Annotated in this window: 17 protein-coding genes; 11 read left to right on the top strand and 6 right to left on the bottom strand. The window is 57.7% G+C overall.

Annotated elements, in window-relative coordinates:
- Window positions 1–108 precede the first annotated feature (108 nt).
- Together AAEZ03_RS11105 and rapA are read right to left on the bottom strand one after the other, a co-directional pair.
- On the bottom strand, window positions 109–2,304 hold the full coding sequence (locus AAEZ03_RS11105; protein WP_123751936.1) for a putative bifunctional diguanylate cyclase/phosphodiesterase: 2,196 nt from the start codon (window positions 2,302–2,304) through the stop codon (window positions 109–111).
- A 237-nt stretch (window positions 2,305–2,541) separates the two neighbouring features.
- The gene (rapA, locus tag AAEZ03_RS11100; RefSeq protein ID WP_123751937.1) at window positions 2,542–5,388 is read right to left on the bottom strand and encodes an RNA polymerase-associated protein RapA; all 2,847 of its coding nucleotides are present in this window, start codon (window positions 5,386–5,388) and stop codon (window positions 2,542–2,544) included.
- Between the two features lie 155 nt (window positions 5,389–5,543).
- Between rapA and AAEZ03_RS11095 the strand changes: the two genes are divergently transcribed.
- From AAEZ03_RS11095 to ccoM, 3 genes are all read left to right on the top strand, one after another.
- A complete protein-coding gene (locus tag AAEZ03_RS11095; RefSeq protein WP_350578542.1) occupies window positions 5,544–5,855 on the top strand; it encodes an aspartate-semialdehyde dehydrogenase in 312 nt (103 codons plus the stop codon).
- Window positions 5,856–5,951: 96 nt separating this feature from the next.
- Window positions 5,952–6,113: a hypothetical protein gene (locus AAEZ03_RS11090; RefSeq protein WP_088500241.1), complete on the top strand. Its 162-nt coding sequence runs from the start codon at window positions 5,952–5,954 to the stop codon at window positions 6,111–6,113.
- A gap of 143 nt (window positions 6,114–6,256) precedes the next feature.
- The gene (ccoM, locus tag AAEZ03_RS11085) at window positions 6,257–6,370 is read left to right on the top strand and encodes a cytochrome c oxidase subunit CcoM (RefSeq protein WP_048386544.1); all 114 of its coding nucleotides are present in this window, start codon (window positions 6,257–6,259) and stop codon (window positions 6,368–6,370) included.
- 133 nt (window positions 6,371–6,503) lie between these two features.
- Here the strand turns inward: ccoM and AAEZ03_RS11080 are convergent, their stop codons facing one another.
- A complete protein-coding gene (locus tag AAEZ03_RS11080) occupies window positions 6,504–7,976 on the bottom strand; it encodes an inorganic phosphate transporter (RefSeq protein ID WP_123751938.1) in 1,473 nt (490 codons plus the stop codon).
- A 346-nt stretch (window positions 7,977–8,322) separates the two neighbouring features.
- Window positions 8,323–8,523: a hypothetical protein gene (locus AAEZ03_RS11075; protein ID WP_048369479.1), complete on the bottom strand. Its 201-nt coding sequence runs from the start codon at window positions 8,521–8,523 to the stop codon at window positions 8,323–8,325.
- A gap of 798 nt (window positions 8,524–9,321) precedes the next feature.
- On the opposite strand from AAEZ03_RS11075, the gene pcaR reads away from it, so the two are divergent.
- The 8 genes from pcaR to pcaC all read left to right on the top strand — a co-directional run bounded on the left by pcaR (window position 9,322) and on the right by pcaC (window position 17,277).
- Window positions 9,322–10,164, top strand: a complete 843-nt coding sequence (gene pcaR / locus AAEZ03_RS11070; RefSeq protein WP_048386546.1) for a pca regulon transcriptional regulator PcaR — start codon at window positions 9,322–9,324, stop codon at window positions 10,162–10,164.
- 249 nt (window positions 10,165–10,413) lie between these two features.
- Window positions 10,414–11,271 carry a CoA transferase subunit A gene (locus AAEZ03_RS11065; RefSeq protein WP_123751940.1) on the top strand — a complete coding sequence of 286 codons (858 nt, stop codon included), beginning with the start codon at window positions 10,414–10,416 and terminating at the stop codon, window positions 11,269–11,271.
- Window positions 11,268–12,050, top strand: a complete 783-nt coding sequence (locus tag AAEZ03_RS11060) for a CoA-transferase subunit beta (RefSeq protein ID WP_278941485.1) — start codon at window positions 11,268–11,270, stop codon at window positions 12,048–12,050. The genes AAEZ03_RS11065 and AAEZ03_RS11060 overlap by 4 nt, the downstream gene beginning before the upstream one ends.
- Window positions 12,047–13,252, top strand: coding sequence for a 3-oxoadipyl-CoA thiolase (gene pcaF / locus AAEZ03_RS11055; protein ID WP_173430588.1), 1,206 nt, complete (start codon window positions 12,047–12,049; stop codon window positions 13,250–13,252). The genes AAEZ03_RS11060 and pcaF overlap by 4 nt, the downstream gene beginning before the upstream one ends.
- 114 nt (window positions 13,253–13,366) lie before the next feature.
- Window positions 13,367–14,659, top strand: coding sequence for an MFS family transporter (locus AAEZ03_RS11050; protein ID WP_153335696.1), 1,293 nt, complete (start codon window positions 13,367–13,369; stop codon window positions 14,657–14,659).
- A gap of 48 nt (window positions 14,660–14,707) precedes the next feature.
- A complete protein-coding gene (locus tag AAEZ03_RS11045; protein ID WP_350578481.1) occupies window positions 14,708–16,060 on the top strand; it encodes a 3-carboxy-cis,cis-muconate cycloisomerase in 1,353 nt (450 codons plus the stop codon).
- 13 nt (window positions 16,061–16,073) lie between these two features.
- Complete coding sequence (pcaD, locus tag AAEZ03_RS11040; protein WP_350578479.1) at window positions 16,074–16,874, top strand: 3-oxoadipate enol-lactonase; 801 nt, start codon at window positions 16,074–16,076, stop codon at window positions 16,872–16,874.
- A 10-nt stretch (window positions 16,875–16,884) separates the two neighbouring features.
- The gene (gene pcaC, locus AAEZ03_RS11035; protein WP_048369492.1) at window positions 16,885–17,277 is read left to right on the top strand and encodes a 4-carboxymuconolactone decarboxylase; all 393 of its coding nucleotides are present in this window, start codon (window positions 16,885–16,887) and stop codon (window positions 17,275–17,277) included.
- A gap of 58 nt (window positions 17,278–17,335) precedes the next feature.
- Here the strand turns inward: pcaC and AAEZ03_RS11030 are convergent, their stop codons facing one another.
- On the bottom strand, window positions 17,336–18,787 hold the full coding sequence (locus AAEZ03_RS11030) for an AdeC/AdeK/OprM family multidrug efflux complex outer membrane factor (protein ID WP_153433710.1): 1,452 nt from the start codon (window positions 18,785–18,787) through the stop codon (window positions 17,336–17,338).
- Window positions 18,784–21,939: an efflux RND transporter permease subunit gene (locus tag AAEZ03_RS11025; RefSeq protein WP_123751944.1), complete on the bottom strand. Its 3,156-nt coding sequence runs from the start codon at window positions 21,937–21,939 to the stop codon at window positions 18,784–18,786. Before AAEZ03_RS11025 ends, AAEZ03_RS11030 begins: the two co-directional genes overlap by 4 nt.
- Window positions 21,940–21,941: the final 2 nt, after the last annotated feature.

Here is a 21,941-nt window from a genome sequence, read left to right as displayed (position 1 = left end):
CCAGTAACTGGTTTCACAATAGTGGCCACTTGCCGTAGAGAAACGCCACAGTCAGTTCTGTGGCATTTCGCTAAATGGGTCGCTGCGAAATGGCAGGCGATTACGCCACTACAATTGAAGCGCCGAATAGCCCGATGCAAAGCGGTGAGATTGATTGAGGTGTTCCAGCACGCCGGGCAGCGCTTCAAACGGCACAGGGCGGCTGATCAGATAGCCCTGGATAAAGTCGCAACCGTAGTGACTTAAAAGCTCGAGTTGCTGGGTGGTTTCGACACCTTCGGTCACCACTTGCAGTTGCAGTGTGTGGGCCATGACGATAATCGCCTGAACGATTTCCATGTCCTGGCTGGAGGTTTGGATGTCCTGGATAAACGAGCGATCAATTTTCAGGGTATTGAGGGGCAGCCGCTTTAAATAGGCCAGGGACGAGTACCCGGTGCCAAAGTCGTCAATCGACAAGGACACACCCAGCGCGCGTATCTGCCTTAACAGCTGTGAGGTGTTGCTGATGTTGCCCATCAGCGCGTTTTCAGTGACTTCCAGTTCCAGCCGATGCGGGGCAATCCCGGATGCATACAGCGCATTTTCAATGTCCTCAGCCAGTTCTTCGCGCACCAGGTTGAGTGCCGAGCAGTTGACGGCAACCCCAAGCTGCTGCCAGCCGAGCCGTGAAAGCGTCGCCAGATCGGTGCAGGCTCTGCGCAACACCCAATGATCCAGTTCTGCAATCAGCCCGTTGGCCTCAGCAATATTGATAAAACGGTCCGGGCCGAGCAAGCCATGCTCCGGGTGCTGCCAGCGGATCAGTGCCTCCAGTTTGGCGACTCGCCCTTGCTTGAGGTCGATGATGGGTTGGTAGTGCAGTAGCAACCCGGTGTCTTCATTCAGCGCCTGGCGCAGTTCTTCTTCGATTTGCAGTTCCAGTGAGGCGCGGGTAGTCAGGTTCGGGCTGAAAAAATTCAGGCTGTTGCGCCCACCGCCCTTGGATTGATAGAGCGCCAGATCCGCGTGCTTGAGCAGCTCGATGCTGCTGGTACCGTCGTCCGGGAACACACTGATGCCAATGCTGGTGGTCATGACCATGCGCCTGCCGGTCAGCTCGATGGGCTCTTTGAGCGTGTGCATGATGCGCTTGGCCATGCTTTGCGCTTCGTCGCGATCGTGGATGTCGATCAAAATACAAAACTCGTCGCCGCCAAATCGCGCCACCACATCCCCGTGATTGCGGGCGGCGCCTCTGATCTGATTGGCAATGGTCTTGAGCAACTCATCGCCTGCGTCGTGGCCCAGGCTGTCGTTGATCCGCTTGAAGTGATCGATATCGAGAAACAGCACCGCCAGTTTGCTGTTCTTGGCGGCCGCGTCTGCGAGTTTTTCAGCAAAGATCTGGTTGAAGCCGCGCCGATTGATCAGGTTGGTCAGCGGGTCGTAATGCGCCACTTGCTGCAATGACATGCGGGCTTCATCAAGCTGACTGAGCAAGGCATTGACCCGTGCCAGATCGTGTTCTTTTTGCTGCAGCTTTTTATCGACCAAGGCGGCACTGATGCTGCTGCCGATCAACAGCAGCGTGATCATGGCGACCATCAGGGCGACTTGCCAGTGGTTGGTTTCAATGTGGGTCTGGTTGATGTCGCCCTCAGGCGAAAGCGTGTGCAACGCCCACATGCCAATAAAGTGGACGCATAGAATGGCGGTGCCCGCGGTGAGGCTGATGGCGTATTTAAAAAACTGATGGGCCATGCCGTGGGTCGTGCGCAGGGCTATGGCCATCTGCAAGGCCCAATAACTGGCACCCACGGCCAGGATTAAAGAAAGCGCAACGCCGATGAACTCGTAGTGCTGCTCGCTGTTGGAGTGCATGGCGGTCATGCCGGTGTAGTGCATGCCGCCGATGCCCAGGCCAAAAATCAGCGCCGCGAGCATTAAGGGTGTACGCGAAAGGCCGGGTCGGTTGAGCAAGTGCATGGCAATCAGAGCGCTGACCCAGATGATAACCAGCGAGCCGATGGTGATGCTCAGGTTGTAATGAACCTCAAGCGATGACTCAAAGGCCAGCATGCTGATGAAGTGCATGGCCCAAATACCGCCTGCCAGGCAGCTAGCGCCGAGCCATCGCCAGATCGTTTTAGCCGTGGCTTTTTCTGCATTGGCGGCACGTTCGCCCATGTGCAACGCGGCCAAACTCGCGGCGCAGGCCACCAGCCAGGCGAGAAACACCAGGTACAGGTTGTGGCTGCTGTGCAGTGTCTGGAGGCTGTGTTCAGCGTGCGCGCCGAGAAACTGCCATTCGAACCATTCCATTGCGGCCCTCGGCACTGAGTCCAAGTGTTGCTAGTCAACAGGTGCTGACGTGCTTTCAGTGTAGAGGTTGGAATAGGGTGGGGGAGGGTGGTGGCTATATGATGCTAATCATTTCGTAATAAGAATTTGGCTATTTATTACGAATATGGCAATTAATGGTCTGTAGGAGCGAGCTTGCCTCGCGATCTTTTAAGGATCAAAAGATCGCGAGGCAAGCTCGCTCCTACAGAATGCGGGTTAGCCGGCGACCAGGACGCGAATTGCTTCTAGGCGCAGCGCGGCTTTTTCAAGCATGGCCAGCCCTTGTTCGCGTTGTTTGCGCAAGGCAACCAACTCGCTGTCACGAACGGTCGGGTTGACCGCTTGCAGTGCAGTCAGGCGCGCCAGTTCTTCTTCCGTGTCGGCTGCCAGACGGCGTTGCGCTTCGGCCACACGTTCAGCATGACGTGGCGCAACCTTGGCTTCGCCGGCATTGATTTTCGGCGTCAGGTTGTCGCGCTGGGCCTGGATGAACTTGTTGGCGCTGGCACGGGGCACGCTTTCCAGTTGTTCATTCAGGGTGTCGAAGGCCACGCGCGAAGACAGATCGTTGCCGTTGGCATCGAGCAGGCAGCGCAGCGCAGCCGGCGGCAGGTAGCGGCCCAGTTGCAGGGAGCGCGGGGCAACGGCTTCGCTGACGTAAATCAGTTCGAGCAGAACGGTCCCTGGCTTGAGCGCCTTGTTTTTGATCAGTGCCACGGCGGTATTGCCCATCGAGCCCGAGAGCACCAAGTCCATGCCGCCTTGCACCATGGGGTGCTCCCAGGTGATGAACTGCATGTCTTCACGCGACAGCGCCTGGTTGCGGTCGTAGGTGATGGTCACGCCTTCGTCGTCACCCAGCGGGAAGCTGGCGTCGAGCATTTTCTCGCTCGGCTTGAGAATCAGGGCGTTCTCGGAATGGTCTTCACTGTCGATGCCGAACGCGTTGAACAGGGTTTCCATGTAGATCGGCAGGGTGAACTGATCGTCCTGCTCAAGAATCGCTTCTACCAGGGCTTCGCCTTCACCTGCGCCACCGGAGTTGAGCTCCAGCAGGCGGTCACGACCGGTGTGCAGTTCTTGCTCCAGACGCTCGCGCTCGCTGCGGGCTTCGTTGATCAGCGCTTGCCACGGGGTGTCGTCGGTTTCTTCAAGCAACGGCAGCAGGCGTGGGCCGAACTGGTGTTGCAGGGCGTTGCCGGTCGGGCACGTGTTGAGGAACGCGTTCAGGGCCTCGTGGTACCACTGGAACAGGCGCTCTTGCGGACTGGTTTCCAGGTATGGCACGTGCAGTTCGATGACGTGCTTCTGGCCGATACGGTCCAGACGGCCGATACGTTGCTCCAGTAGGTCCGGGTGGGACGGCAGGTCGAACAGCACCAGGTGATGGGCGAACTGGAAGTTGCGACCTTCACTGCCGATTTCCGAACAGATCAGCACTTGTGCGCCGAACTCTTCATCGGCGAAGTAAGCGGCTGCACGGTCACGCTCAAGAATGTTCATGCCTTCGTGGAAGACCGTGGCTGGAATACCGGAGCGAACGCGCAGGGCGTCTTCCAGGTCCATGGCGGTTTCGGCGTGGGCACAGATCACCAGTACTTTAGTGCGCTTGAGCATTTTCAGAGTGTCGGTGAGCCACTCAACGCGTGGGTCAAAGCGCCACCAGCGCTCTTCATCGCTGGCGTCCGGCTGGGCCTGGAAGCTGACTTCCGGGTACAGCTCGGCGTGATCACCGATGGGTAGTTCGAGGTATTCGTCCGGGCACGGCAGCGGGTAAGCGTGCAGTTTGCGCTCGGGGAAGCCCTGGATCGCGGCGCGGGTGTTACGGAACAATACGCGGCCAGTGCCATGACGGTCGAGCAGTTCGCGGACCAGGCGCGCGCTGGCTTCGGTATCGCCTTGGTTGACTGCGGCGAGCAGCGAGTCGCCTTCAGCACCCAGGAAGTTATGGATGGTGGTGTGCGCTTCAGGGGACAGGCGGCCTTTATCCAGCAGTTCCTGTACCGCTTGGGCGACCGGGCGATAGTTCTCACTCTCGGCGCGGAAGGCAGCCAGGTCGTGGAAACGGTTGGGATCGAGCAGGCGCAAACGTGCAAAGTGGCTGTCCTGGCCCAGTTGTTCCGGGGTCGCCGTCAACAGCAGGACGCCAGGGATTACGCCGGCCAGTTGCTCGACCAGACCGTATTCCGGGCTGACTTGATCTTCGTGCCACACCAGGTGGTGAGCTTCGTCGACCACCAGCAGGTCCCAGTCTGCGTCGAACAGGGCTGCTTGCGCTTTAGGGTCGTCAACCAGCCATTCCAGGGCCACCAAGGCCAACTGGCAGTCTTCAAACGGGTTACCGGCATCGCTTTCAATGAAGCGTTCTTCGTCAAACAGCGCGACTTCAAGGTTGAAGCGGCGACGCATTTCGACCAGCCATTGGTGTTGCAGGTTTTCCGGGACCACGATCAGCACACGGCTGGCGCGGCCACTGAGCAGTTGGCGATGAATCACCAGGCCTGCTTCGATGGTTTTACCCAGGCCTACTTCGTCAGCCAGCAATACGCGCGGCGCGATACGGTCGGCCACTTCACGGGCAATGTGCAGTTGGTGAGCGATGGGTTGCGCACGCACGCCACCCAGGCCCCACAGCGGCGATTGCAACTGGCGGCTAGTGTGTTCAAGGGTGTGGTAACGCAGCGAGAACCACGACAGCGGGTCAATTTGCCCGGCGAACAGACGGTCGCTGGCCAGACGGAACTGGATAAAGTTCGACAGTTGCGTCTCTGGCAGGGTCACCAGCTCGTTTTGTTCGTTGAAACCGTGATAAACCATCAGACCGCTGGAGTCATCGACTTCGCGGACAGTCATCTTCCAGCCTTCAAAGTGGATGATGGTGTCGCCCGGCGAGAAACGCACGCGCGTCAGTGGGGCGTTACGCAGCGAATATTGGCGGGTTTCGCCAGTGGCCGGATAGAGCACGGTCAGCAAGCGACCGTCCTGTGCCAGAACGGTGCCTAAGCCTAGCTCAGCTTCGCTGTCACTAATCCAGCGTTGCCCCGGTTGATACTGCTGCGCCATGCTGCCTGACTCCCGCTTTGAAAAAGCCGAGTATATTAACGCAGCAGAGTCCTCAGTCCAAAGGACTCTGACAAAAAGCTGCTCTACTCAAAAGAAGCCAATGGTGCTTTTCGATGAGTGGTTTTCAGCCGGACGCAGAACAGGAGCACACGATCATGCTGCCGCCGATTCTACCGCTGAGCGTTGTCCCCGTGACCTCACAACAAGACCCGGTACGCCCGCGACCTGAAATCCCGGCGGTGGTGCCTGCCCAGGCCAGTTCGGGGGACAGTACGGTCAACCTCAAACACCATGATGCTGACCAGGCAGCCTTGTTATTGCGCGAAGAGCAGCAGCGTCAGCAACACAAACGCCAGCACGAGGGCCAGCCGCCGCTGCCCGATGAAGTCCAGGCGGATCAGCCTGCCGCTGATGGCGTGGTCGATGGGACGCAGCGTCAGGGTTTATGGATTGATATCGAGGTATGACTGGATTTTTTCTGGCCTGTTGTCCGGCCTCAACGCATTATTGCGCTGTCCCTTGAACCCTTTTAGCCAACAGCCTCTGACAGTGACCTGATTTTTATGAGCCAAGACAGCAATCTGGTTGACCTGGGTGCAGAACGTGCCAAGCGTGTGCATGACCTTAAAGAGAAGCGTCTGAACGAAGTGCGTCAGGCATTCGAGCAAGCAATGCCATTGGCAAATGCCAAGAAAAAGCCGAAAAAGAAACCTAAAAAGCGCTGATCTACGGTTTTTTTGCTGATCTGCATCAACTTTTCTTCCACGTCCCCGCCGTGCCGCGACCACTATTGATCCCGGTCAAGGTATGCGCCTGCTTGTGTGGTTAATCTAGCTCCAACACAAACAGACACGAGCAGGAGGCCGTCATGTTTCTCGACAATGTGGTTATCGCAGGGGTAGTGACGGTCGGTCTCATGGTGTTGTTCTTCGCAGGTCTGGGTTTTTTTATCTGGAAAGACTCCCAGAAGCGCAATAAGTAGCGCCGGGTCTTTCTGGTACACGAGCACGCAAGGCATTTTGGGCGACTTCGGTCGCCTATTTTTTTGCCTGTAATAAACGCATAAAAAAAGGTACGCCCCGTGAGGGACGTACCTTTTTTTGTCAGGCGCTGGATCAGTTGAGGGCGATGGACGCCAACCAGAACAGTGCTGCAGACAGCCCGACAGTGGCCGGTAGGGTCAGCACCCAAGCCATCAGGATGGTCTTGATGGTGTTGCCTTGCAGGCCGCTTTTGTTGGCAACCATGGTACCCGCCACGCCTGAAGACAGGATATGTGTGGTCGACACCGGAAGGGCGAAGACGTTAGCCAGGCCAATCGCGATGGTGGTGGTGATCTGAGCGGCCATGCCTTGGGCATAGGTCATGCCTTGCTTGCCGATCTTCTCGCCGATGGTTTTAACCACGCGTCTCCAGCCAACCATGGTGCCCAGGCCCAAGGCCAGTGCAACGGCCAGAATCACCCAGAACGGGGCGTATTCAGTGGTAGTGGTCAGGTCTTTACGCAGTTTTTCGAGATCCGCTTTTTCACTGGCGTCGAGCACTGGCAGCTTGCTGACTTTTTTCGCCGTGTCATCCAGGCACAGCAGGTAGCGACGAATTTCGATGCGCTGCTCAGAGGTCATGGAGTGGTAGTCGGTCACGCCCTTGAGTGAGCTCAGCAGAGCGGCAATGGTCGGCTCGGTTTGCTGCGGGTTGCAACTGAACTTGCCCGGCAGGTCGCTTTTAACGCTTTTGCCCAGTGCCAGATATTCGTTCAGGCTCTCGTGGTTACGCTGATAGAACTGGCTCAGGTGCAGCGTCGCGTCGCGCGTTCGCTCGATCTGGTAAGTGCTGCTGTTCAAGTCCAGAACGAAGGCGCTCGGCACGATACCGATCAGTACCAGCATGATCAGGCCAATACCTTTTTGACCGTCGTTAGAGCCGTGAACGAAGCTCACGGTCATGGCAGAAATCACCAAAACCAGACGGTTCCAGAACGGTGGATGCTTTTTATCATCCAGCTTGCGGCGTTCTTCTGGCGTCTTGTGCATCTTGGAATTCGGACGCCACCACTTCAGGCCCACCAGCATGAGGCCGGCAATGATGAAGCCTGCCAGCGGCGAGAACACCAATGAAGCGCCAATCTCGATAGCCTTCTGCCAGTTAACGCCTTCGCTCACCGGGATGCCGTTGATCAGGGCGTTGGCCAGGCCGACACCGAGGATCGAGCCGATCAGGGTGTGGGAACTGGAGGCCGGGATCCCGAAGTACCACGTACCCAAGTTCCAGGTAATGGCTGCAGCCAGCAGCGAGAACACCATGGCCAGGCCATGTCCGGTATTCACGTTGACCAGAAGCTCTACCGGCAGCAAGTGGACGATGGCGTAAGCCACCCCGACTCCGCCCAGCAGAACGCCCAGAAAGTTGAATACACCGGAGAAGAACACCGCCAGGTGAGGCGGCATGGCTTTGGTGTAGATGACAGTCGCTACCGCGTTCGCGGTGTCATGAAAGCCGTTAATGAACTCGAAGGCGAGAACAAAGGCTAGGGCGAAGAAGAGGCTGATAAGAACCCAGGCATCCAATCCGCTTAGTAGATCGATCATGAAGGTTTTCTGACACGGTCATAAAGGGGGCCGGATTATGCCAGAAAACCTTGGTAATCGATGCACTTGGTGCTCGCCGGTAACATCTATAAATGAAAAAAGCGGTAGGACGCCCCGATTTCAAGAGGTCAAAAAAAGGCTCCAAGCCGCTGATAACAAAGGCTATAAGCGTTTTGGAGGAGAGGGCCTGCGCCCACGTGACGGTCTGATTTGAGTGTGTGAAATTTCTGTAATCAGACAGTCTGATGGCTTGGGCAGACCTTTTGTCGGGCAAAGGTCTGCCTTCGGTCAATCCAACGGCATGAGGCGTTGTAGCCTTTTTTGCGCAGATTTCAGGCGTGGTGATTCACGACTCTTCAGCTTTGAGTTCTTTCTCAATTTTTTGAATTTCTTGAGAAAACGCCTGATCCAGCAGGCTTGCACGTTTGCGCCAAGGCTTGCGCTCGGGCTCCGGCTTTGCGGCATAAGTGGTGACTTCGCCGCCGTAAACATCCTTGTAACGTTGTTCCTGACGCTCAAGTTCTGCGCGCAGTTCGTCTTTCGTCACAGTGCTACCTAATTAAGTAAAGATTAAACCTGGTGAACCACTCGGCAGAGAGGTTGATACATCTGACGTTTGAGTCAGCTTTAGACGGATATCTATAAGCAACGTCAAGGTTAAATCAACCACTCTGTGCACGCGGCAACGTCATTAATTAACACATGAGCGCTGCTGCACTTAAGTGCTCACCCCAGAGGGTGGACAATTCAGGTCGCACTTGGAAGTTAAGCCTTTCGGCCTATTGAGTTCAACGAGCGGGTTGGATCCAAAAGGCGGGAATGCTTGACTCTGTGCATTCAATTACTTGCGGGCCATAAAGGCTTGAGTAAGGCGTCTACTATCGCCGAAGCGCTTTAGGTCCGTCAACTTCCAAGTGCAAACTTTGTTGCAAAAATTCAGGGAATGAACAGCTTCTGGCATTTTTTAGAACTATTAATACGGGTGAAGGTAAATGTAGTGTCAAGTTGTTGAGCGCTACCGTCAGCTTAATTGACCGGGCATATAAGGAAGATGCACTCCAATGAGTGGGGGAGGCTGTTTGTCGCAGTGTAGCCGGTAAAAAAAGCTTAATGGAAATCAGACGCAGGTGTTATCTGTAGTTATAAAGTACGGCAATGGAACTTTATTAAACCCACAGGATCATGAGGCGTTGCCTACGTCGCATTCATATCCATGATGAAGGGGGAGGATGTTGCGATTATCGGTCGTCGGTTCGATAATCGGCCAATATTGCATTTGCCGTGTGTCTGTTGTTACCGGGGCCGATCTGTAATAACAATAAAAGCGACATCAGGGGGATAGGGTATGAGTGAGCAATTGCGCAATGCAGTGACTGGCCTGGCGCCACCGATTGTGGCGTCACCAGCCAAACGTATTCAGGCGTTTACCGGCGACCCCGACTTTATGGCCTCGCTGGCCCGGGGGCTGGCCGTGGTGCAGGCGTTTCAGGAGCGTAAACGGCACCTGACCATTGCCCAGATCAGCCATCGAACCGAGATCCCGCGCGCCGCAGTACGGCGCTGTTTGTATACCTTGATCAAACTGGGCTATGCCACCACCGATGGCCGGACCTATTCCTTGCTGCCCAAAGTGCTGACGCTCGGCCATGCCTATTTGTCGTCGACACCACTGGCGGTGTCGGCCCAGCCGTATCTGGACCGCATGAGCGAGCAACTGCACGAAGCCTGCAACATGGCGACGCTCGAAGGTGACGACATCCTCTACATCGCCCGTTCGGCCACCACCCAGCGGCTGATTTCCGTCGACCTTTCAGTGGGCGGTCGTTTGCCTGCGTATTGCACGTCGATGGGGCGTATTTTGCTGGCAGCCCTTGATGATGTGACCCTCAACGAATACCTGGCCCATGCTGAATTTCAGGCCAAAACCAGTCGCACCCTGCACACCCCCGAGGCGTTGCTTGAATGCTTGCAGAAAGTCCGCGAGCAGGGCTGGTGCATTGTCGATCAAGAACTGGAGCAGGGGCTGCGTTCGATTGCCGTACCCGTGTACGACGCTTCCGGCCAGGTACTGGCAGCCCTGAACGTCAGCACCCACGCCGGGCGCGTGTCACGCACAGAACTGGAGCAGCGCTTTTTGCCGATCATGCTCAGTTCAAGCCGCGAACTGAGCGCGCAGTTGTTTACCTGACACCAACGTTAATCACACGAACCCTGTAGGAGCGAGCTTGCCTCGCGATCTTTTGATCTTAAAAAATCGCAGCCTTTGAGCCGCCTTTTAGACAATTCCAAGCAGGCTAACTATGTGTTCGATTACCGAACACATCGTCGATTATCGGATTGTTTGAGCCGGGAGGGCGGCTTAACCTGCTGACAGTCCGGTGCCGCTCGACGCACCGTTTTCTATTCAGTGGCAAACAAGAAACGGGAGCTACCCCTCATGGCAGAAATCATTTCGTTACACGACGCCGTGAAACAGTTTGTGAATGACGGTGATACGGTCGCCCTCGAAGGTTTCACTCACTTGATTCCGACCGCAGCAGGTCATGAAATCATTCGTCAGGGCAAGAAAGACCTGACGTTGGTTCGTATGACACCTGACTTGATCTACGACCAATTGATCGGCGCCGGCTGTGCACGAAAGTTGATTTTTTCCTGGGGCGGCAACCCTGGTGTCGGTTCGTTGCACCGCCTGCGCGATGCCGTCGAAAAACAGTGGCCGCAACCGCTGGAAATCGAAGAACACAGCCACGCCGACCTGGCCAATGCCTATGTCGCAGGCGCTTCGGGCCTGCCATTCGCGGTACTGCGCGCCTATGCAGGTTCCGACTTGCCCAAGGTCAACCCGCTGATCAAAACCGTTACCTGCCCGTTTACCGGCGAAGTGCTGGCGGCGGTGCCTTCGGTGCGCCCTGACGTCACGGTGATCCACGCGCAAAAGGCTGACCGCAAAGGTAACGTGCTGTTGTGGGGCATTTTGGGCGTGCAAAAAGAGGCCGCCCTGGCCGCCAAGCGCTGCATCGTGACGGTTGAAGAGATTGTCGATGACTTGCAGGCGCCGATGAACGCCTGCGTCCTGCCAACCTGGGCTTTGAGCGCCGTGTGTCACGTGCCGGGTGGTGCGCATCCGTCCTACGCACATGGTTACACCGAGCGTGATAACCGTTTCTATCAGGCCTGGGACCCGATTGCCCGTGACCGCGAAACCTTTACCGCATGGATAAACGAATACATCCGCGGCACCGCCAATTTTAGTGAGTTCCAGGCCAAGCTGGCCCGCGCTTCGGAGGCAAAATAATGGCTTACTCCACCAACGAAATGATGACCGTTGCCGCCGCCCGCCGTTTGAAAAATGGCTCGGTGTGTTTTGTCGGCATTGGCCTGCCTTCGAAGGCTGCGAACCTGGCGCGCCTGACCTCGTCGCCGGATGTGGTGCTGATTTACGAGTCTGGCCCGATTGGCGCCAAGCCTAATGTGCTGCCGCTGTCGATTGGCGACGGTGAGCTGGCCGAAACGGCTGACACGGTCGTCTCCACCAGCGAGATTTTCCGCTACTGGTTGCAAGGTGGTCGGGTTGACGTCGGCTTTTTGGGTGCCGCTCAGGTAGACCGCTTCGGCAACATCAACACGACTGTGGTCGGTGACTATCACCATCCAAAGGTCCGCCTGCCGGGCGCGGGCGGCGCACCCGAGATCGCGGGCTCGGCCAAAAGCGTGCTGATCATCCTCAAGCAATCGGCCCGTTCGTTTGTCGACAAACTGGACTTCATTACCTCGGTCGGTCACGGCGAAGGCGGCGACTCGCGCAAGCGTTTGGGCCTGCCAGGCGCAGGGCCGGTGGGGATCATCACGGATCTGTGCATCATGGAACCTGAAGCGCAGACCAACGAATTCGTGGTCACCGCCTTGCACCCCGGCGTGACGCGTGAACAAGTCGTGGCGGCAACGGGCTGGGCGATTCGCTTTGCCGACAAGGTTGAGCAAACCGCCGAGCCGACCGACGTTGAGCTAAGCGCTTTGCGTGACCTGGAAGCGCGCACGGCCCTGGCCCACGGTCAGACACCAGGAGAAGCGTGATGCGTGAAGTGTTTATCTGTGACGCGATTCGCACCCCCATTGGCCGTTTTGGCGGGGGCTTGTCGGCCGTTCGTGCCGATGATCTGGCGGCAACGCCGATCAAGGCGCTGATCGAGCGCAACCCCACGGTGAAATGGGACGAAGTCGACGAAGTGTTTCTGGGTTGCGCCAACCAGGCGGGTGAAGACAACCGCAACGTCGCGCGCATGGCGGCGTTGCTGGCCGGGCTGCCGGAGAGCATCCCCGGCGTCACCCTCAATCGGTTGTGTGCCTCGGGGATGGACGCGATTGGTACGGCGTTCCGTGCCATTGCCAGCGGTGAAATGGAGCTGGCGATTGCCGGGGGCGTTGAATCGATGTCGCGGGCACCGTTTGTGATGGGCAAGGCGGATGCCGCGTTCTCGCGCAACATGAAGCTGGAAGACACCACCATTGGCTGGCGTTTTATCAACCCGTTGATGAAAGCTCAATACGGTGTCGATGCGATGCCACAAACCGCCGACAACGTGGCCGATGACTATCAGATTTCTCGCGCCGACCAGGACGCCTTTGCCCTGCGCAGCCAGCAGCGCACAGCGGCTGCACAGGCGGCGGGCTATTTTGCTGAAGAGATTGTGCCGGTACGTATCGCCCACAAAAAAGGCGAAAGCGTGGTTGAGCGCGATGAACACCCGCGTGCCGACACCAGCCTCGACACCCTGAGTAAACTCAAACCGGTCAACGGCCCGGACAAAACCGTCACCGCCGGCAATGCCTCGGGGGTCAACGACGGGGCTGCGGCGTTGATTCTGGCCTCGGCTGATGCGGTCAAGCGTCATGGCCTGACTGCCCGCGCACGGGTGCTGGGCATGGCCAGCGCCGGGGTTGCACCACGGGTGATGGGCATTGGCCCGGTGCCTGCGGTGCGCAAACTGGTTGAACGCCTGGGCCTGGCGGTCAGTGACTTTGATGTCATCGAACTCAATGAAGCCTTTGCCAGCCAGGGGTTGGCCGTGTTGCGTGAGTTGGGGCTGGCGGATGATGCGCCGCAGGTTAACCCCAATGGCGGCGCCATCGCGTTGGGCCATCCGCTGGGCATGAGCGGTGCGCGGCTGGTGCTGACGGCCCTGCACCAACTGGAAAAAACCGGCGGTAAAAAAGGTCTGGCTACTATGTGTGTAGGGGTCGGCCAAGGCTTGGCGCTGGCGATAGAGCGGGTCTGATTTGCCCTGACGACGCGCCAGGCGATTAAGGACTCAATCGTTTGGCGCATTGTGGTTGCGGGGTACTTGTTGCAAGGTATGTCTGAAAATAACTGAACAGATGAGTCTAAAATCATGACAACAGACACTCACTACACAGGAGAAGAACGTAGAAAACGGATCTTCGCGATCGTCGGTGCCTCCTCGGGTAACTTGGTCGAATGGTTCGATTTTTACGTTTACGCGTTCTGTGCAATCTACTTTGCGCCTGCCTTTTTCCCTTCCGATGACCCAACGGTGCAGTTGCTGAACACGGCCGGTGTGTTTGCGGCGGGCTTCTTGATGCGTCCTATCGGTGGCTGGCTGTTTGGCCGGGTGGCCGACAAGCACGGGCGCAAGAACTCAATGATGATCGCGGTGATGATGATGTGCGCCGGTTCATTGGTCATCGCCTTTTTGCCGACTTACGCCTCGATTGGTGCGTGGGCACCTGCATTACTGTTGCTTGCGCGGCTGTTTCAAGGCCTGTCGGTGGGTGGTGAATATGGCACCACGGCCACTTACATGAGTGAGGTTGCCCTCAAGGGACAGCGTGGTTTCTTTGCCTCGTTCCAATACGTCACCCTGATCGGCGGGCAATTGCTGGCGGTGCTGGTGGTGGTGATTCTTCAGCAGATCCTGTCAGAAGAAGAACTGCGCGCATGGGGCTGGCGCATCCCGTTTGTGATTGGCGCCATCGCGGCGGTGATCTCGTTGTTGCTGCGTCGCTCCCTGAAAGAAACCACCAGCGCTGAATCCCGTGAAGACAAGGACGCCGGTAGCATCGCGGCGCTGTTTCGTGACCACAAGGCTGCGTTTATCACCGTGCTCGGCTACACCGCTGGCGGCTCGCTGATTTTCTACACCTTTACCACGTACATGCAGAAATACCTGGTGAACACCGCCGGAATGCACGCCAAAACCGCCAGTTACATCATGACCGGCGCGCTCTTCCTTTATATGTGCATGCAGCCCTTGTTCGGCATGCTCGCCGACAAAATCGGCCGCCGAAATTCTATGCTCTGGTTTGGCGCCTTGGGCACGTTGTGCACCGTGCCGATTTTGCTCAGCCTGAAAACCATAACCAGCCCGTTTCTGGCCTTTGTGTTGATCACTCTGGCGCTGGCGATTGTCAGCTTCTACACCTCGATCAGCGGTTTGGTTAAGGCCGAGATGTTCCCGCCACAGGTGCGGGCGCTGGGTGTGGGCTTGGCCTACGCCGTGGCTAACGCAGTGTTTGGTGGTTCGGCGGAATATGTGGCTTTGGGCCTGAAGTCCATGGGCATGGAAAACACCTTTTACTGGTACGTGACGGTCATGATGGCCATCGCCTTCCTGTTTAGTTTCCGTTTGCCGAAGCAGCCTAAATACCTGCATCACGATTTGTGATGAGTTTGCGCGCGCCGATGTGCGGTGCGCGCCTGCAAAGGAAGGTTTATGAGTAACCAACTGTTCGACGCCTATTTCACGGGCAAGGCCATGGGCGCGGTGTTTTGTGATCATGGCCGGGTTCAAGCCATGCTCGACTTCGAGGCCGCCCTGGCTCGGGCTCAAGCCAGTACAGGGTTGATTCCGTCGTCAGCAGTTGCACCGATTGAAGCGGCTTGCCGCGCCGAACTCTACGACTTTGAAGCCATGGGGCTGGCCATTGCCAGCGCTGGCAACTCGGCCATCCCGCTGGTGAAAATGCTTGGCAAGCAGATTGCCAGCGTCAGCCCCGAGGCCGAGCGTTATGTGCACCTGGGCGCCACCAGCCAGGACGTAATGGACAGCGGGCTAGTGCTGCAACTGCGTGCCGCTCTCGAACTGATCGAGCAGGATTTGCAGCAGTTGGGCGAAGTCCTCGCGCAACAGGCCCAGCGCTACGCCACCACGCCTTTGGCGGGTCGCACTTGGTTGCAGCAAGCAACGCCCGTGACCTTGGGGATGAAAATCGCCGGTTGGCTGGGCGCCGTTACGCGCAGCCGTCAGCGGCTTCAAGCGTTAAAACCGCGTTTGCTGAGCCTGCAGTTTGGCGGTGCTTCGGGCACTTTAGCCGCGCTGGGTGAGCAAGCGTTACCCGTGGCGCACGCGTTGGCCGCCGAGTTGAAGCTCGCGTTGCCCGACCAGCCCTGGCACACCCAGCGTGACCGTCTGGTGGAGTTCGGTGCGGTACTCGGGTTGGTGGCGGGTAGCCTGGGCAAGATGGGCCGCGACATCAGTTTGCTTATGCAGACCGAAGCGGCGGAAGTTTTCGAGCCTTCTGCGCCGGGCAAGGGCGGGTCCTCGACCATGCCGCACAAGCGCAATCCGGTGGGTTCTGCCGTATTGATCAGCGCAGCGACGCGGGTTCCGGGGCTGCTCAGCACTTTGTTCAGCGCCATGCCTCAAGAACACGAGCGCAGTTTGGGCTTGTGGCATGCCGAGTGGGAAACCCTCCCAGAGATTTGCTGTTTGGTTGCGGGTGCGTTGGCTCAAGCCCTCAATATTGCCCAGGGGCTGGAAGTGGATGCCGAGCGCATGGCGCAAAACCTCGATTTGACCCACGGTCTGGTGTTGGCCGAAGCCGTGAGTATTGAATTGGCGCAGCGAGTGGGGCGCGAAACCGCGCATCACTTGTTGGAGCAATGCTGTAAGCGGGCCGTGGCCGAGCATCGGCACCTGCGAGCAGTGTTGGGCGATGAGCCCGAAATTACCGCGCAGTTATCGGGAGCCGAACTGGATCGCTTGCTTGATCCTGCTCATTACTTGGGGCAAGCGACGACGTGGGTCGAGCGGGCACGGGCTGAACATTTTGCGTTGGCAGTCTAAAAAGGAGATGGCCGTGGGGCGTGTACAACTGGCAGAAGGTGAACTCAACTACCAACTCGATGGCCCGAAAGGCGCCCCGGTGTTGGTGTTGTCCAACTCATTGGGCACGGACTTGGGCATGTGGGCGACGCAAGTTCCGGCGTTTGCGGAGCATTTTCAGGTACTGCGATACGACACCCGTGGCCATGGCCAGTCGCTGGTGACCGAAGGCCCGTACAGCATTGAGCAGTTGGGCGGCGATGTACTGGCGTTACTCGATGCGCTGCATATTGAGCGTGCGCATTTTTGCGGCTTGTCGATGGGCGGCCTGATTGGCCAGTGGTTGGGCATTTATGCCGGCTCACGCCTGCACTCGCTGGTGGTGTGCAACACCGCGGCCAAGATCGGTGAGTCGTCGGTGTGGAACCCGCGAATTGAAATGGTGTTGCGTGACGGTGCCGCGGCGATGGCCGGGTTGCGTGATGCGTCGATTGCCCGCTGGTTTACCGCAGATTACGCCCAGGCCCACCCAGATCAAGCCAAGCGCATTACTGACATGCTGGCGGCCACCTCGCCGCAGGGCTATGCCGCCAACTGCGCGGCGGTGCGTGATGCCGATTTTCGTGATCAGCTCGGCGCGATTCGCGTGCCGACGCTGGTGATTGCAGGCACCGAAGACGCCGTGACGCCGCCTTCGGGCAGCCATTTCATTCAGGAACACGTGGCCGGTGCCGAGTACGCAGAGTTCTACGCGGCGCACTTATCCAACGTGCAGGCCGGTGATGCGTTCAGCCAGCGGGTGCTGGCGTTTTTGTTAGCCCAACAAGCGGTTTAAGGAGCGTTTTGTGGACGAGAAACAACGTTATGAAGAGGGCATGGGCGTACGCCGCGCCGTGCTGGGCGATGCACACGTCGACCGCAGCCTGAACGCCCTGACCGAGTTCAACAGCGAATTCCAGGAAATGATCACCCGCCATGCGTGGGGGGATATCTGGACTCGGCCTGGATTGCCACGTCATACCCGCAGCCTGATTACCATTGCGATGCTGATCGGCATGAACCGCAGCGAAGAACTCAAACTGCACCTGCGCGCCGCGGCCAACAATGGCGTGACCCGTGCAGAGATCAAAGAAGTGATCATGCAGAGCGCGATCTACTGCGGCATTCCGGCGGCCAATGCGACCTTCCATTTGGCGGAGTCGGTGTGGGACGAGTTGGGCGTCGAGTCCCGGGAATAATCATATGACCAACAAAAAACCCGCCAAGTGGCGGGTTTTTTGTTTTATCGGGTCGCTATCAAGCCTTTGGTGGCTTGTCCGATACAGGCCGGTTTTGCCCGGTCTGCTCGTACCAGCCACCGCCCAGCGCTTTGTACAGCGTGACTTCGCTGGTCAGCTGCGACAGGCGATCGGTAATCAACGCCTGCTGCGCGCTGAACAACGAGCGCTGTGCATCAAGGAAGGTCAGGTTGCTGTCGACACCAATCCGATAACGACGCTCTGCCAGACGGTAGTAGTCCTGGTTGGCGTTAACGAAATCAGCTTGCGCCTGCAACTGCTGGTTGTAGGTTTGACGTGCGGCCAGGCCGTCAGAGACTTCCTGGAATGCCGTCTGGATAGCCTTCTCGTATTGCGAGACGGTGATTTCCTTCTGGATTTTCGAGTAGTCCAGGCTCGCGCGCAGAGCGCCTGCATTGAAGATCGGCAGGTTGATCTGCGGCGAGAACAGCCAGGTGCCCGAACCGCCCTTGAACAGACCCGAGAGGTCTGGGCTCAAGGTCCCGGCATTGGCGGTGAGGCTGATGCTCGGGAAGAACGCGGCGCGTGCGGCACCAATGTTGGCGTTGGCCGCCAACAATTGGTGCTCGGCCTGAAGGATGTCCGGACGACGTTGCAGCAAGTCAGACGGCAAGCCCGCTGGCATTTGGGTCAGCAAATCAGCCGACAGCGGTTTGGCTGGCGGCAGATTGTCCGGGACGGTAGTGCCGAGCAGCAGGGCCAGGCTGTTTTCATCCTGAGCAACCTGACGGGTGTACTTGGCCAATTGAACTTTGGCGTTTTCCACTGACGTGCGCGACTGGCTGAGCTCCAGTGCCGAGGCTACGCCCACTTCGTTGCTGCGCAGGGTCAGCTTGTAGCTTTCATCGAACGCCTTGAGGGTGTCTTCAGTCAGCTTGAGCAGCTCTTTGTCCGCTTGCCAGGTCAGGTAAGCGGTCGCAACGTTGGCCACCAGACTGATCTGGGTGGAACGGCGGGCTTCTTCGGTGGCGAAGTAGTTTTCCAGAGCCTGATCGCTCAGGCTGCGGATACGTCCGAACAAGTCCAGCTCATACGCACTGACCCCAAGGGTCGCAGAGTATTGGCTGCTAATGCCTGCCTTGCCGGTTTGCGACATGCGCGCCGGGGTGCGTTGACGGCTGCCGCTGGCATCTGCCGTTACAGCCGGGAACAGGTCCGCACGCTGGATGCGGTACTGCGCGGCGTAGGCGTCGATGTTCAGCGCCGCGACCCGAAGGTCGCGGTTGTTGACCAGCGCTGTCTGGATCAGCTGTTGCAGGGCAGGGTCATGGAAAAACTGACGCCAGCCTTGTTCTGCAGCGGCCTGGTTTGGCGCCTCGTTCGGCGAGTAGGCCGGGCCCTGCGGGTATTGCGCGGCTATCGGCGCTTCAGGGCGCTGGTAGTCCGGTATCAGCGAGCAGCCACTCAGCGTAAACGCTGCAACCGCTACTGCGAGAAGCGACTTGCTCATTGGCCAGCCTCTTTGTTTGGAGTGTTAGTCAGTTCTTCTTTTTGCTCAGTGTCTTTTTTATTGCCAATCGAGGAGACGGCAACAAAGAACAGCGGCACCCAGAAAATAGCCAGCAGGGTCGCACTCAGCATACCGCCGATGACACCTGTACCAATGGCGTGCTGGCTGCCCGAGCCTGCGCCGTGGGAGATGGCCAGCGGCACGACACCGAGGATGAACGCCAAGGACGTCATGATGATCGGTCGCAGACGCATCCGGCACGCTTCAATCGCGGCATCGTACAGACTACGCCCTTGTTCATGCAGCTCCTTGGCAAATTCGACGATCAGAATGGCGTTTTTCGCTGCCAGACCGATTGTCGTCAATAGACCTACCTGGAAGTACACGTCGTTGGACAGGCCACGCAGGCTGGTAGCCAGCAGTGCACCAATAATCCCCAGCGGTACAACAAGCATGACCGCGATCGGAATCGACCAGCTTTCATACAGTGCGGCAAGACACAGGAAGACCATCAGCAAGGAAATCGCGTACAAGGCAGGGGCTTGCGAGCCCGACAAACGTTCCTCGTAAGACAGACCTGTCCAAGAGATACCCACACCTGCCGGGAGTTTCTTGGCGAGGGCTTCAACCTCGGCCATGGCCTCACCACTGCTGTAGCCCGGTGCCGGTGTACCCAGAATTTCCATGGCTTCTACGCCGTTATAACGCGACAGCTTGGGTGAGCCGTAAATCCACTCGCCCTTGGCAAAGGCCGAAAACGGCACCATGGTTCCCTGATCGTTACGCACGTACCACTTCTTCAGGTCTTCCGGGCTCATACGGGAGGAGGCGGTACCTTGCAGGAACACCTTTTTCACCCGGCCGTGGTCGATGAAGTCGTTGACGTAGCTGGCACCCAGCGCGATGGACAGCGTGCTGTTAAGGTCCGCCAGGCTCACGCCCAGCGCTTGTGCGGCTTCATCGTCGATGATCAGTTTGTACTGAGGTTCGTCGTTCAAGCCGTTTGGACGCACTCCCGCCAGCACTTTGCTTTGCGAAGCCATACCGAGGAACTGGTTACGCGCTTCCAGCAATTTCTCGTGGCCAATGCCTGCCTGGTCTTGAAGGAAAAAGTCAAAACCGGTGGCGTTACCCAACTCCATGACCGCTGGCGGAGCAAACGCAAACACCATTGCATCGCGGAAAGTGAAGAAGTGCTGCTGGGCACGTGCTGCCAGCGCAAACACGCTGTTGTCGGCATCACGCTCGCCCCACGGTTTGAGCATGATAAATGCCAGACCCGAACTTTGGCCGCGACCTGCGAAGTTGAAGCCGTTCACGGTAAATACCGAAGACACCGCCGATGTTTCATCGGTCAGCAGGTATTCACGCATCCGGTCGATGACTTCCTGAGTCCGCTCGGCTGAGGTACCCGGTGGGGTTTGAACCTGAGCAAAGAGTACACCCTGGTCTTCTTCCGGAAGGAAGGAGGTCGGAATGCGGGTAAACAGGAACACCATGCCCACAACGATCAGGACATAGGCCAGCAGGTACGGTGCTTTGTGGCGCAGAATGCTGCCTACGCTTTTTTCGTAGCCGCGTACGCCGCTGTCAAAGGTACGGTTGAACCAGCCGAAGAACCCACGCTTGTTCTGACCGTGATCACCCTTGGTGATCGGTTTGAGCATCGTGGCACACAGAGCCGGGGTGAACACCAGGGCGACCACAACCGACAGGGCCATGGCCGATACGATGGTGATCGAGAACTGACGGTAGATCACACCGGTGGAACCACCGAAGAACGCCATCGGCAGCAATACCGCCGACAGTACAAGGGCAATACCTACCAGAGCGCCCTGAATCTGGCCCATGGACTTCTTGGTGGCTTCTTTGGGCGGCAGGCCTTCCTCGGCCATTACCCGCTCGACGTTTTCCACCACAACGATGGCATCGTCCACCAGCAAGCCGATGGCCAGGACCATACCGAACATGGTCAGGGTGTTAATGCTGAAGCCTGCAGCGGCGAGGATCCCGAAGGTACCCAGCAATACAACCGGTACGGTCATCGTGGTGATGATGGTGGCGCGGAAGTTTTGCAGGAACAGGAACATCACCAGGAACACCAGCACGACTGCTTCTACCAGTGTTTCAACAACCCCTTTGATAGAGGCCGAGATCACCGGAGTGGTGTCATACGGGAATACGACTTCCATCCCTGGCGGGAAGAAGGGTTCCAGGTCAGTAATGGTTTTGCGAACGGCTTTGGCTGTGTCCAGAGCGTTAGCGTCAGACGCCAGTTTGATTGCAATACCGGAAGATGGCTTACCGTTGTACTGGGCGCTGATGCTGTAGTTCTCACCGCCCAGGCCCACTTCGGAGACATCACCCAGACGAACCTGAGAGCCGTCGGTGTTCACTTTCAGCAGGATCTTTTTAAACTCGTCTGCGGTTTGCAGGCGGGTTTTACCAATGATCGTTGCGTTCAGTTCCTGGCCTTTCAGCGCAGGCAGACCACCCAGTTGACCGGAAGACACCTGTACGTTCTGCGCCGAGATCGCGGATTTAACATCCACCGGGGTCAGGTTGTACTTGTTCAACTTGGCCGGGTCCAGCCAGATACGCATGGCGTACTGAGCACCGAACACCTGGAAGTCACCCACACCTGCCGTCCGCGACAGCGGGTCTTGCATGTTGGAGACGATGTAGTTCGACAAGTCGTCCTTGTTCATGCTGCCGTCGGTGGACACCACGCCGACTACCATCAGGAAGTTTTTCACTGCCTTGGTAACCCGGATACCCTGCTGCTGCACTTCTTGCGGCAGCAGCGGGGTGGCCAGGTTCAGCTTGTTCTGGACCTGGACCTGAGCGGTGTCAGGGTTGGTACCCTGGTCGAACGTTACGGTAATGGTCATGCTGCCGTCGGAGTTACTTTCCGATGACACGTAACGCAAGTGGTCAATACCGTTAAGTTGCTGCTCGATCACCTGAACCACGGTGTCCTGTACGGTTTGTGCCGAAGCACCCGGATAGGTCACGGAAATCGAGATGGCCGGTGGTGCGATGCTCGGGTACTGGTTTATCGGCAGCTTGAGGATCGATAAAGCCCCGACCAGCATGATCACCAGGGCTATTACCCAGGCGAAAATTGGACGGTCGATAAAAAATTTCGACATGG

It is taken from the genome of Pseudomonas sp. HY2-MNA-CIBAN-0224 (assembly GCF_040310285.1).
In the GTDB taxonomy this organism is placed as follows: Bacteria; Pseudomonadota; Gammaproteobacteria; order Pseudomonadales; family Pseudomonadaceae; genus Aquipseudomonas; species Aquipseudomonas helleri.
The sequence above is the reverse complement of the archived record's forward strand: the minus strand, read 5'-3'. Positions and strand labels throughout refer to the sequence as shown.